Below are 12,533 nucleotides of genomic sequence, written 5' to 3'. Positions count from 1 at the left end.
ATTTGGGGGGTAAACCGGCAGGGATGCCGGTTTAGCCGCCCCGCGCCATGGATGGCGCGTGGCGGCGGCCCCCCAAATCACTGGCGAATTACGGGCACACCGAGTCCAAGCGAGGTGCCGAGTGGTGGGGCAAGAGCCTTTTTGGTTACTTTTGGCTGGGCCGGCATTCCGGGCTCTTTTCCAAAAGTGACCCGCTGTAAAAGCGGAACCCTAAGTGGCCGTTACCGCAGAAATGGATATGTACACAGATAACAGCTTCGGCTGTCAGGCCGCCATCGCAGGCAAGCCAGCTCCCACAGTTGGATCGTCGGGTGTCAGGTAGATAGGTGTCGGCTTTCAGACCGTCATCGCAGGCAAGCCAACTCCCACCTTTGTACTACCTGCATTCAGATAGAACTTCTGCACCCAGCCCCGCCTCATAACTAACAAGCCCACCGCCCCGGCAACCCCATGGACCTTGTCATCGCCCGCCCCGAAGGCCTCTACTGCCCTGCCGGTGATTTTTATATCGACCCCTGGCGTCCAGTGGAACGTGCGGTCATCACCCACGCCCACGGCGACCACGCCCGCACCGGCAATCAACACTACCTGGCCGCCGCCCCCGGCGAAGGTATCCTGCGCTGGCGCCTGGGCCAGGACATCAACCTGCAAACCCTGGCCTACGGTGAACGGTTGGTGCATCACGGCGTGACCTTGAGTTTCCATCCCGCCGGACATGTACTGGGCTCGGCCCAGGTACGCCTGGAATACCAGGGCGAAGTCTGGGTGGCGTCCGGCGACTACAAGGTCGAACCCGATGGTACCTGCGCGCCCTTCGAACCGGTGCGTTGCCACACCTTTATCACCGAATCCACCTTCGGCCTGCCGATTTACCGCTGGCAGCCCCAGGCGCAGATTTTTGCCGGGATCAATGACTGGTGGCAGGCCAATATCGCCAGCGGCAAAGCCAGCGTGTTGTTCTGCTACTCCTTCGGCAAGGCCCAACGCATCCTCCATGGGCTGGACGCCAGCATCGGCCCGATCCTCAGCCACGGCGCGGTCGAACCGTTGAACCGGGTGTACCGCGAAGCGGGCATCTACATCCCCGAGACGCTGTATGCCGGCGACTTCAAAAAGACCGACCCACTGCTGCGCCAAGCCCTGATCATCGCCCCGCCCTCCGCTGGAGGCAGTACCTGGATGCGTCGCTTTGGCGACTACAGCGACGCCTTCGCCAGCGGCTGGATGCGCCTGCGCGGTACCAGACGGCGGCGCGGCGTGGACCGTGGCTTCGTGCTCTCGGACCACGCTGACTGGCCGGGCCTGTTATGGGCCATCGAACAAACCGGGGCACAACGGGTGATGGTCACCCATGGTTCGGTCGGTGTGTTGGTACGCCACCTGCGGGAGAAGGGCTTGGATGCCCAAGGCTTCAGCACCGAATACGGCGATGACGAAGAAGAGGCCACGGCATGAAAGCCTTCGCTGAGCTGTACGCCAACCTCGACGCCACCACTTCCAGCAATGCCAAGCTCGCCGCCCTGCAGGCCTACTTTCTGCAGGCGCCGCCAGCAGATGCCGCTTGGGCCGTTTACTTTCTTAGCGGCGGGAGGCCACGACAGCTGGTGCCGACGCGCCTGCTACGGGACATGGCCACCGAAGCGGCCGGCATCGAACCCTGGCTGTTCGAAGAGAGCTACCAGTCCGTAGGTGACCTGGCCGAGACGATCTCACTGCTCCTGCCAGAATCCACCTACACATCCGAAGACGGCCTGGCCGTGTGGCTGGAAGAAAAACTGCTGCCCCTGCGCGGTCTGCCACCCTTGGACCTTGCAGACCGGCTGCCGGCGCTGTGGGCGCAACTGGACCAACCGAGCCTGATGGTGTGCATCAAATTGATCACCGGCAGCTTCCGGGTCGGGGTATCCAAACTGCTGGTGACCCGCGCCCTCGCCGCCATGGCCGATCTCGACAGCAAACGCGTGGCGCAGCGGCTAGTGGGCTACACCGATTTGTCGAACCGTCCCACAGCCGAAGGCTATCTAAAGCTGATTGCCGCCGAATCGTCCGACGAACACGCGCAACGTGGCGGGCAACCCTATCCGTTTTTTCTGGCTCACGGGCTGGCGCAACCGGTGGAGCAATTCGACACGCTGCTCGGTTCACCCGCCGATTGGCAGGTGGAATGGAAGTTTGATGGCATTCGCGCACAACTGGTCAAGCGCGAGGGACGCCTGTGGGTCTGGTCTCGCGGTGAAGAATTGCTGACTGAACGCTTCCCTGAACTCCACAGCCTGGTCAGTGGCCTGCCCGACGGTACGGTGATCGATGGCGAAATCGTGGTGTGGAAAGACTCGGTACAACCCTTCGCGCTGCTGCAACAGCGCATTGGCCGCAAGACCCTGAGTAAAAAAGTCCTTGAGGATGCGCCAGTGGCCGTGCTCGCCTACGACTTGCTGGAGTATCAGGGCGACGACTGGCGCAACCACATCCAGGCCGAACGTCGCACCCAATTGGAACAGGTGATCGCTACGTGCAACCAACCGGTCTTATTGCCTTCGCCCTTGCTGGAAGGCAAGACTTGGGCAGCCTTGGCCGAGCAGCGCGAAGCCTCTCGCAGCCTGGGCGTGGAAGGCATGATGCTCAAGGATCGCAACGGCCTCTACGGCGTGGGCCGCACCAAGGACATGGGCCTTTGGTGGAAATGGAAGGTCGACCCCTTCAGCGTCGACGCCGTGTTGATCTACGCCCAGCGCGGCCATGGCCGGCGCGCCAGCCTCTACAGCGACTACACCTTCGCGGTATGGGACAGCCCACCGGGAAGCGAGCGCACACTGGTGCCGTTCGCCAAGGCGTATTCCGGGCTGACCGACGAGGAAATGCGCAAGGTCGACGCCATTGTGCGCAAAACCACGGTGGAGAAGTTCGGCCCGGTCAGCAGCGTGACGCCGAGCATGGTGTTTGAGTTGGGTTTTGAAGGGATTGCCCTGTCCAAGCGGCACAAGAGCGGGATTGCGGTGCGGTTTCCGCGGATGCTGCGCTGGCGCCAGGACAAGGCGGTGGATGAAGCGGACAACCTGGCCACGCTACAAGACTTGCTAGCCTGATGTAGCCCCTTGTGGGAGCTGGCTTGCCTGCTATCGCGTTTCGTAATTACCCCATGTAACAACTGACCCACCGCTATCGCAGGCAAGCCAGCTCCCACCTTTTGATCAGCGACAGTTCCACAATGGTGCACTGGAAATTCCATGCCCATTTTTGGGCGCCGCCTACACTTGGAACTGCCTTATCCCACCGTTTAAAAAGCCCATCCGGAACTATGGTGCAGAAATTGCTACTTGTGATGGGTCTGACACCGTTCAGTAACAGTCCTAATCGCGCCACAAGCGCTTATCTTGGTTTCCAGGGATTACATAATGAAAAAAGCATTGCTGACCCTTTCTGCACTGGCTCTGTGCATGGCTGCTGGTGTTGCTACAGCCAAGGAATACAAGGAATTGCGTTTTGGTGTCGACCCTTCCTACGCACCGTTCGAATCCAAGGCCGCCGACGGCAGCCTGGTGGGCTTCGATATCGACCTGGGCAATGCGATCTGCGCGGAGCTGAAGGTCAAGTGCAAGTGGGTCGAAAGTGACTTCGACGGCATGATCCCGGGCCTGAAAGCCAATAAATTCGATGGCGTGATTTCGTCGATGACCGTGACCCCCGTGCGCGAGAAGGCCATCGACTTCTCCTCCGAGCTGTTCTCCGGCCCGACTTCGCTGGTGTTCAAGAAAGGCGCTGGCTATTCGACGCCAGAATCTCTCAAAGGTAAATCCGTAGGTTACGAGCAAGGCACCATCCAGGAAGCCTACGCCAAGGCCGTACTGGATAAAGCCGGGGTGACCACCAAGGCTTACGCCAACCAGGACCAGGTGTACGCCGACCTGACCTCCGGGCGCCTCGACGCTTCCGTGCAGGACATGCTCCAGGCCGAACTGGGCTTCCTCAAGTCGCCAGCCGGTGCTGGCTATGAAGTGAGCGCCGCTATCGACGACCCGCTGCTGCCGTCGAAAACCGCCATCGGTATCAAAAAAGGTAACACTGAACTCAAGGCGCTTTTGGATAAAGGTATCAAAGCGTTACACGATGATGGCACCTACGCCACTATCCAGAAGAAACACTTTGGCGATCTGAACCTGTACAGCGGCAAATAATGCCTGGGGCGCCCTACTTCGGGTGGGGCGCTTTTTTATCGCCATAGGTCCTGATTTATGTTCGAAGATCTGTTGCAAACCCTCGGGCTGAGCGCATTCAGCCTGAAGGGTTTCGGCCCGCTGTTGCTGCAAGGCACCTGGATGACCATCAAGTTGTCGGTGCTGTCCCTGGCCGTCAGCGTATTGCTGGGCCTGCTCGGCGCCAGCGCCAAACTGTCCAGCCTGGCCATTGTGCGTATCCCCGCCCAGCTCTATACCACTCTGATTCGCGGTGTGCCGGACCTGGTGCTGATGCTGTTGATTTTCTACAGCCTGCAAACCTGGCTCAGTGGCTTTACCGACTTTATGGAATGGGAATACATCGAGATCGACCCGTTCAGCGCCGGGGTGATCACCCTGGGCTTTATCTACGGTGCGTATTTCACCGAAACCTTTCGCGGTGCGATCCTCGCCGTGCCCCGCGGCCAACTCGAAGCCGCCACCGCTTACGGGCTCAAGCGCGGGCAGCGGTTTCGCTACGTGACCTTCCCGCAGATGATGCGCTTTGCGCTGCCGGGCATCGGCAATAACTGGATGGTGATGCTCAAGGCCACCGCACTGGTGTCGATCATCGGCCTCGCAGACTTGGTAAAAGCCGCCCAGGACGCTGGCAAGAGCACCTATCAACTGTTTTATTTCCTGGTGCTGGCGGCGCTGATCTACCTGTTGATCACCAGCGCCTCCAACTTTGTCTTGCGCCGACTTGAACGTCGCTACTCCGCAGGCGCCCGGGAGGCAGTGCGATGATCGAGCTATTGCAGGAATACTGGCGCCCTTTTCTTTACAGCGACGGCCAGCACATCACCGGCCTGGCCATGACCTTGTGGCTGCTCAGCGCCTCATTGGTCATCGGTTTTCTGGTGTCGATTCCACTGTCCATCGCCCGCGTTTCGCGCAAGCGCATGGTGCGTTGGCCCGTGCAGTTCTACACCTACCTGTTTCGTGGCACTCCGCTCTATATCCAATTGCTGATCTGCTACACCGGCATCTACAGCCTTGCCGCCGTACGAGCACAACCGGTGCTGGATGCGTTCTTTCGCGACGCGATGAACTGCACCCTGCTCGCCTTCGCCCTCAACACTTGCGCCTACACCACGGAGATTTTCGCCGGGGCAATCCGCAGCATGGCCCACGGCGAAGTCGAGGCGGCCAAGGCTTACGGCCTCAGTGGCTGGAAGCTGTACGCCTACGTGATCATGCCTTCCGCGTTGCGACGCTCGTTGCCCTACTACAGCAACGAAGTGATCCTGATGCTGCATTCGACCACCGTGGCCTTTACCGCGACGATCCCGGACATCCTCAAAGTGGCGCGGGATGCCAACTCCGCCACCTTCATGACCTTCCAGTCATTCGGCATTGCCGCACTGATCTATCTGACGGTGACCTTTGCCCTGGTCGGCCTGTTTCGCCTGGCGGAGCGGCGTTGGCTGGCCTTCCTCGGGCCGAGCCACTAAGGAGCTTGCATGCACCATCAGCTACATGACCTGATCGCACCGGTGCCCGGCACGGCGCGGCAGATCCACAGTTTTCACTTCGGCCCGCAGCAGCCCGAAGGCAAGGTGTACATCCAGTCCTCCCTGCATGCCGATGAATTGCCAGGCATGCTGGTGGCCTGGCATTTAAAGGCGCGCCTGGCAGAACTTGAAGCGACCGGGCGCTTGCGCAGCGAAATCGTGCTGGTGCCCGTCGCCAACCCGGTGGGCCTGGAACAGGTATTGATGGATATCCCCTTGGGCCGCTACGAACTGGAAAGCGGGCAGAACTTCAATCGCCTGTTCGTCGACCTCAGCGAAGACGTGGGTAACCAGGTCGAAGACCTGCTGGGCGATGATCCCCAGCGCAATGCCCAATTGATCCGCAGCGCACTGTCCCGCGCCCTGGCCGCGCACACCGCCCAGACCCAGTTGCACTCCCAACGCCTGGTGCTGCAACGCCTGGCCTGTGATGCCGACGTGGTGCTGGACCTGCATTGCGACTTCGAAGCCGTGGCGCACCTGTACACCACGCCCGAAGCCTGGCCACAGGTAGAACCGTTGGCGCGCTACCTGGGCTCGGAGGCCAACTTGTTGGCCACCGATTCCGGTGGGCAGTCTTTTGACGAGTGTTTCACCCTGGTGTGGTGGCAGTTGCAGCAACGCTTCGGCGAACGCTACCCGATCCCCATGGGCGGCTTGTCGGTGACCGTCGAGCTGCGTGGCCAGGGCGATGTCAACCACGGCCTCGCCGCGCTGGACTGCCAGGCCATCATTGATTATTTGATCCACTTCGGCGCCATTCGCGGCAATGCAGCCCCCTTGCCTGCCCTGGCCTACCCGGCTACGCCGTTGGCGGCGGTGGAGCCAGTGACCACTGCAGTGGGTGGCTTGCTCGTGTTCAGCGCCCTGCCGGGGGAATACCTGGAGGCGGGGCAATTGGTCGCTGAAATCATCGATCCCATTACAGACCGCGTGACGCCTGTGCACTGCCAGCACGCCGGGCTGCTTTACGCCCGTTCGCTACGCCGCATGGCCACGGCCGGCATGGTGACCTGCCATGTCGCCGGCACACAGGCCTACCGCAGCGGTTATCTACTTTCGCCTTGAGGATGCATGCCACATGTACAAACTGACCGTTGAAGGCCTGCACAAAAGCTATGGCGACAATCAAGTGCTCAAAGGTGTGTCGCTCAAGGCCAAGACCGGTGATGTGATCAGCCTGATCGGCGCCAGTGGCTCAGGCAAGAGTACCTTCCTGCGCTGTATCAACTTTTTGGAAACCCCCAACGATGGCGCCATGACCCTGGACGGCCAGGCGATTCGCATGGTCAGCGACCGCCATGGCATGCGCGTAGCCGACGACGCCGAGTTGCAACGCTTGCGCACGCGGCTGGCGATGGTGTTCCAGCACTTCAATTTGTGGAGCCACATGAGCGTGCTGGAAAACATCACCATGGCCCCGCGCCGCGTGCTGGGTTGCAGTAAAAAGGACGCCGAAGACCGTGCCCGCCGCTACCTGGACAAAGTCGGGCTGCCGGCGCGCGTGGCTGATCAATACCCGGCGTTCCTCTCCGGCGGCCAGCAGCAGCGTGTCGCCATCGCCCGCGCCCTGGCCATGGAGCCGGAGGTGATGCTGTTCGATGAACCCACGTCTGCGCTGGACCCGGAGTTGGTGGGCGAAGTTTTGAAGGTGATCCAGGGCCTGGCCGAGGAAGGCCGCACCATGATTATGGTGACCCACGAGATGAGCTTTGCGCGCAAGGTTTCAAGCCAGGTGCTGTTCCTGCATCAGGGTCTGGTGGAGGAGCAGGGCTTGCCGGAGGATGTGCTGGGCAATCCGAAAAGCGAACGCCTGCAACAGTTTCTGAGTGGCAATTTGAAGTAGGAGCGAGCTTGCTGTGGCGAGGGAGCTTGCTCCCGCTGGGGCGCGAAGCGGCCCCCGCTCTTTGCTCAAAAAGACTGGGACTGTTACGCAGTCCAGCGGGAGCATGCTCCCTCGCCACAGGGCAGCGCTTCTGCTTGACTGAATGGCATTAGGCAGTTGAACGTCGGCGCTGCCTCAGGGGTCTTTGAACTAACCCCTCCAGAGCGTCCGCTGCCGAATGGCAAAAACCCACGATTTCGCCAAGCAATGGTTTGCCACCCAAGGCTGGAAGCCATTCGCCTTTCAGAAAGAGGTATGGGCCGCGGTCAAGGCCGGCCAATCAGGGTTACTGCATGCCAGCACCGGGGCGGGTAAAACCTATGCCCTGTGGTTTGCCGCACTCAACCGTTTCGCCATCACCCGCCCGCCCGCCACAGGCAAACGCAAACCGCCTGCCGAGCCGCTGACCGTGCTGTGGATCACGCCAATGCGCGCCTTGGCCGCCGACTCCGCACGCGCCCTGCAAGCCCCACTGGAGGCGTTGCAGATTCCCTGGAGCGTGGGCCTGCGCACCGGTGACACCAGCAGCAGCGAACGCGCGCGCCAGACCCGTCGCCAACCCACCGCCCTGGTCACCACTCCGGAAAGCCTGACCCTGATGCTGGCCCGTGCCGACAGTGAAACCAGCCTGGCGCACCTGCGCATGGTCATCGTGGATGAATGGCACGAACTGATCGGCAATAAGCGCGGCGTGCAGTTGCAACTGGCACTGGCACGCTTGCGGCGCTGGCATCCTGAGTTGATGGTGTGGGGTATTTCCGCAACGCTGGGTAATCAGGCCCACGCGTTGGAGGTTCTGGTCCCACAGGGTGGCGGGGTCAATGTGCGGGGGCAAACGGCGAAGGCGCTGAAGGTCGACACCTTGTTGCCGGCTGTCACCGAGCGTTTCCCTTGGGCGGGGCACATCGGTTTGAAGATGTTGCCGCAGGTGGTCGCTGAGGTGGAGGCCAGCAGCAGTTGCCTGGTGTTTACCAATACACGGGCGCAGTCGGAGATCTGGTACCAGGCGATTCTCGACGCCCGACCGGACTGGGCCGGATTAATTGCACTGCACCACGGCTCGCTATCGCGGGAGACCCGGGACTGGGTGGAGCGAGCGTTGAAAGACGGGCAACTCAAGGCGGTGGTGTGCACGTCCAGCCTGGACCTGGGCGTGGACTTCCTGCCGGTGGAACGGGTGCTGCAAATAGGCTCCGCCAAGGGTGTGGCGCGGCTGATGCAACGCGCCGGGCGTTCCGGCCACGCGCCAGGGCGGCCCTCACGGGTAACGCTGGTGCCAACCCACAGCCTGGAGCTGGTGGAAGCCGCAGCCGCCCAGGATGCGATCGCCCAACGGCGCATCGAAGCGCGGGAATCACCTTACAAGCCGCTGGATGTGCTGGTACAACACCTGGTCAGCATGGCCTTGGGCGGCGGGTTTACTCCGGCGGCACTGTTGGACGAAGTGCGCGGCGCCTGGGCCTATCGCGACCTCACCGAAGCGGATTGGGCCTGGGCCCTGGGGTTTGTGCGCCATGGTGGCCTGTCACTCACCGCTTATCCGGATTACCGCCGGGTGGAGCCCGATGAGCACGGCATCTGGCGTGTTCCGGATGCCCGCTTGGCACGCCGCCATCGCATGAGCGTCGGCACCATCGTCAGTGATGCCAGTATCCAGCTCAAGTTCTGGAGCAAGGGCGGCGGCGGCAAGAACCTGGGCAGTGTCGAGGAAGGCTTTATTGCAAGGCTCAAGCCGGGGGATGGGTTTCTGTTCGCCGGGCGCTTGCTGGAACTGGTGCGTGTGGAAAACATGACCGCCTATGTGCGCCGCAGCAACGCGAAAAAAGCCGCCGTGCCACGCTGGAATGGCGGGCGCATGCCCCTTTCCAACGAACTGGCCCAGGCGGTGGTCGAGCGTTTTGATGCCGCCGCGCATGGGCACTTCGACGGCCCAGAGATGAAAGCGGTGCAACCGTTGCTGCACACCCAATTGCGCTGGTCCGGGCTGCCGACCCGCGAGCATTTGCTGGCTGAAACCCTGCGGTCGCGGGAGGGCTGGCACTTGTTTCTGTATCCGTTCGCTGGCCGCCAGGTACACCTGGGCTTGGCCAGTTTGCTGGCGTGGCGGGTTAGCCAGCAGCAGCCGCTGACCTTTTCGATTGCGGTGAATGATTATGGCCTGGAGCTGTTGAGCGCCACCGAGGTGCAGTGGCCCCAGTTGTTGAACACTAGAGTGCTGAGCCCCCAAGGCCTGCTGGCGGACGTGGTCGCCAGCCTCAATGCCGGTGAACTGGCCCTGCGCCGCTTTCGCGAGATTGCGCGAATCGCCGGGCTGGTATTTGCCGGGTATCCCGGCGCGCCAAAAAGCACGCGACAAGTGCAGGCTTCCAGTGGTTTGTTCTTTGAAGTGTTCAAGCAATATGACCCACAAAATCTGCTGCTGGCCCAGGCTGGGGAAGAAGTGCTGCGGGACGAGCTGGATATTCGCCGGCTGGAACAGACGCTGAATCATCTGTCGACATTGAAGCTGGACCTGCACAGGATCCAGCGGCCCACGCCCCTGGCCTTTCCGCTGCTGGTAGAACGGATGCGCGAAAGCATGAGCTCGGAAAAACTCTCGGAGCGCATAGCGCGGATGGTCAACGACCTGGAAAAAGTCGCCGACAAAGGGCAAGGCTGATGCATTACCCACTGACGCTTGAAGGCGAAGAACTCTGGCTATTGCCGGACAAGGCCGTGTATTGGCCCGCACGCCGATGCCTGCTGATTGCCGATGCGCATTTTGGCAAGGCTTCGGCCTATCGCAGCCTGGGACAACCGGTGCCACAGGGCACGACTACGGCCAACCTGGAACGCCTGGACAAGCTGTTATCGGCCCTGCCGTGCGCGCAGTTGATCTTTCTCGGTGATTTCCTCCACGGTCCCGGCTCTCACGCCAGCGGCACCCTGAACGCAATCAGGGCCTGGCGTGAGCGCAATCGCACATTGGCCTTGACCTTGATTCGCGGCAATCACGACAAAAGCGCCGGCGACCCACCGTTGGATCTGGGCATCGAGGTGATCCCCGAGCCCCTGCTGATGGGCCCTTTCGCCTTGCAACATGAGCCAGACGCCCACGCCAGCCATCATGTACTGGCGGGGCATGTGCATCCGGTGTACCACTTGCGCGGCAAAGGGCGCCAGCGGCTACGCCTGCCATGCTTCCAGATCGGCACTCAGGTTAGCCTGCTGCCAGCATTCGGCGCGTTCACAGGGGGTTATGCCGTGGAGCAGGCCCAGGACCAGCGAATCTTTGTGATTGGCGATCACCAAGTCTGGCCGATTCAATGAATCGGACACAGGCCTGCTCAGGTATCAGGCAACGGGTGCGGGTGGCGGCTCGTCCGGTAAGGTCGGCTCACCCGGCTCGGTAGGCTGCGGGTAATCAGGTTCGGGTTGACCAGGGATGCCCCCCGCATGCGCGGGGTTGGCCATCAAGGACCAGGCCAGAACACCAATCTGGTTGGGTTCAAGCCGGGCGAGTTCTGCGCTGATTCGCGGGTCGATCTTCATAGGGTACTCCTCAAGTATGGCCCGGCGCGTTTCACACGCGCCGAAGCAGTACACCTAGATAGAGTCACTTTCTGCAGACAAATTCCCTTTACCCGTAGGCGCTTTCGATCAAGCGCGTGGGAGAGTGACGCCGCGTTGGCCCTGATACTTGCCCGCACGGTCCTTGTAGGACACTTCACAGGCCTCATCGGACTGCAGGAACAGCATCTGTGCCACGCCTTCGTTGGCGTAGATTTTCGCCGGCAAGGTGGTGGTGTTGGAGAATTCCAGGGTGACGTGGCCTTCCCACTCAGGCTCAAGCGGCGTGACATTGACGATAATGCCGCAGCGGGCATAGGTGCTTTTACCCAGGCAGATGGTCAGCACGTCGCGAGGGATACGGAAGAACTCCACGGTGCGCGCCAGGGCGAAGGAGTTGGGCGGGATGATGCACACGTCGCTCTTGACGTCGACGAAGCTCTTTTCGTCGAAGTTTTTCGGATCGACGATCGCCGAATTGATGTTGGTGAACACCTTGAATTCATCGGCGCAACGCACGTCGTAGCCATAGCTGGAAACGCCGTACGAAATCACGCGCTCGTCGCCTTCGCCACGAATCTGGCGTTCGACGAACGGCTCGATCATGCCGTGTTCCTGCGCCATGCGGCGAATCCACTTGTCCGATTTGATGCTCATGGCGGTGTCCTGAATAGCGAGGCGAAAAAAATCTGTGGGCCATCTTACCGGGGCCAGCCTTGGGGTTCAAAGGCCACAAGGGTTTTCTTGATCAAAGCCCTGCGCGCTATAAGCCTCAGCCAACACGGCCGGGGGCGGGATTGCCGTGAGGGATGTCTGTAAATACCACCGCCAGTCACGAAAATAGAGAAACCTTCGGAAATACCATTGGCACGTTCCGGAAAAAGGGTTAAGGTGGCGCCACTGTGCTGCTTGTGTCACTGAGAATCTCTACACGATATGTTGAATTTCGATCCAACCATCTCCAAGAATTTTTCCTGCTCTTTGCACTCAGTCTCGGCCAGGGCTTTTCCTGAGTCGCAGTTAACTTTGTCCAAGGAGTTACACCATGTCTAATCGCCAAACTGGTACCGTTAAGTGGTTCAACGATGAAAAAGGCTTCGGCTTCATCACTCCACAATCCGGTGACGACCTGTTCGTTCACTTCAAAGCTATCCAATCCGACGGCTTCAAAAGCCTGAAAGAAGGCCAACAGGTTTCTTTCATCGCTACCCGCGGTCAGAAAGGCATGCAAGCTGAAGAAGTTCAAGTTATCTAACTTGTACTGACTTAGTCGAAAAAACCCCGCCCTTAAAAGCGGGGTTTTTTTATGCCTGATCGTTCCCGCGCTCTGCGTGGGAACGCCTCTTGTGACGCTCGGCGTCGCGCTTTGGG

Annotated in this window: 12 protein-coding genes; 10 read left to right on the top strand and 2 right to left on the bottom strand. The window is 60.7% G+C overall.

The annotated features are described in order from the left end of the window. Positions 1-450 precede the first annotated feature (450 nt). The 9 genes from ACP7CZ_RS05525 (at position 451) to pdeM (ending at position 10,922) form a co-directional block, all read left to right on the top strand. Complete coding sequence (locus tag ACP7CZ_RS05525; protein ID WP_054897985.1) at positions 451-1,455, top strand: ligase-associated DNA damage response exonuclease; 1,005 nt, start codon at positions 451-453, stop codon at positions 1,453-1,455. Next, positions 1,452-3,086: an ATP-dependent DNA ligase gene (locus tag ACP7CZ_RS05520; protein WP_060764375.1), complete on the top strand. Its 1,635-nt coding sequence runs from the start codon at positions 1,452-1,454 to the stop codon at positions 3,084-3,086. Before ACP7CZ_RS05525 ends, ACP7CZ_RS05520 begins: the two co-directional genes overlap by 4 nt. A gap of 309 nt (positions 3,087-3,395) precedes the next feature. After that, the gene (locus ACP7CZ_RS05515; protein ID WP_014717255.1) at positions 3,396-4,175 is read left to right on the top strand and encodes a transporter substrate-binding domain-containing protein; all 780 of its coding nucleotides are present in this window, start codon (positions 3,396-3,398) and stop codon (positions 4,173-4,175) included. Positions 4,176-4,232: 57 nt separating this feature from the next. Then, positions 4,233-4,961: an ABC transporter permease gene (locus ACP7CZ_RS05510; protein WP_003189227.1), complete on the top strand. Its 729-nt coding sequence runs from the start codon at positions 4,233-4,235 to the stop codon at positions 4,959-4,961. After that, positions 4,958-5,668 (top strand): ABC transporter permease, encoded by a 711-nt coding sequence (locus ACP7CZ_RS05505; RefSeq protein ID WP_054917884.1) that lies wholly within the window; start codon positions 4,958-4,960, stop codon positions 5,666-5,668. The genes ACP7CZ_RS05510 and ACP7CZ_RS05505 overlap by 4 nt, the downstream gene beginning before the upstream one ends. A 9-nt stretch (positions 5,669-5,677) precedes the next feature. Continuing rightward, on the top strand, positions 5,678-6,796 hold the full coding sequence (locus ACP7CZ_RS05500) for a succinylglutamate desuccinylase/aspartoacylase family protein (RefSeq protein ID WP_294171501.1): 1,119 nt from the start codon (positions 5,678-5,680) through the stop codon (positions 6,794-6,796). A gap of 13 nt (positions 6,797-6,809) precedes the next feature. Then, positions 6,810-7,574 (top strand): ABC transporter ATP-binding protein, encoded by a 765-nt coding sequence (locus ACP7CZ_RS05495; protein ID WP_034126849.1) that lies wholly within the window; start codon positions 6,810-6,812, stop codon positions 7,572-7,574. Between the two features lie 217 nt (positions 7,575-7,791). After that, positions 7,792-10,272 carry a ligase-associated DNA damage response DEXH box helicase gene (locus ACP7CZ_RS05490; RefSeq protein ID WP_294171497.1) on the top strand — a complete coding sequence of 827 codons (2,481 nt, stop codon included), beginning with the start codon at positions 7,792-7,794 and terminating at the stop codon, positions 10,270-10,272. Then, entirely contained in the window at positions 10,272-10,922 is a 651-nt protein-coding gene (pdeM, locus tag ACP7CZ_RS05485) for a ligase-associated DNA damage response endonuclease PdeM (protein WP_294171495.1), read from the top strand. Before ACP7CZ_RS05490 ends, pdeM begins: the two co-directional genes overlap by 1 nt. A gap of 24 nt (positions 10,923-10,946) precedes the next feature. Here pdeM and ACP7CZ_RS05480 read toward each other — a convergent pair whose 3' ends face one another. Next, a complete protein-coding gene (locus tag ACP7CZ_RS05480; protein ID WP_005785769.1) occupies positions 10,947-11,144 on the bottom strand; it encodes a hypothetical protein in 198 nt (65 codons plus the stop codon). A 108-nt stretch (positions 11,145-11,252) separates the two neighbouring features. Continuing rightward, the gene (dcd, locus tag ACP7CZ_RS05475; RefSeq protein ID WP_003189215.1) at positions 11,253-11,819 is read right to left on the bottom strand and encodes a dCTP deaminase; all 567 of its coding nucleotides are present in this window, start codon (positions 11,817-11,819) and stop codon (positions 11,253-11,255) included. 388 nt (positions 11,820-12,207) lie between these two features. Here dcd and ACP7CZ_RS05470 point away from each other — a divergent pair, with 388 nt between their 5' ends. Continuing rightward, on the top strand, positions 12,208-12,417 hold the full coding sequence (locus ACP7CZ_RS05470) for a cold-shock protein (RefSeq protein ID WP_002554837.1): 210 nt from the start codon (positions 12,208-12,210) through the stop codon (positions 12,415-12,417). The last annotated feature ends 116 nt before the right edge of the window (positions 12,418-12,533 follow it).

This window comes from Pseudomonas sp. DWP2-2 (assembly GCF_049897065.1).
Classification (GTDB): Bacteria; Pseudomonadota; Gammaproteobacteria; order Pseudomonadales; family Pseudomonadaceae; genus Aquipseudomonas; species Aquipseudomonas paracarnis.
The sequence above is the reverse complement of the archived record's forward strand: the minus strand, read 5'-3'. Positions and strand labels throughout refer to the sequence as shown.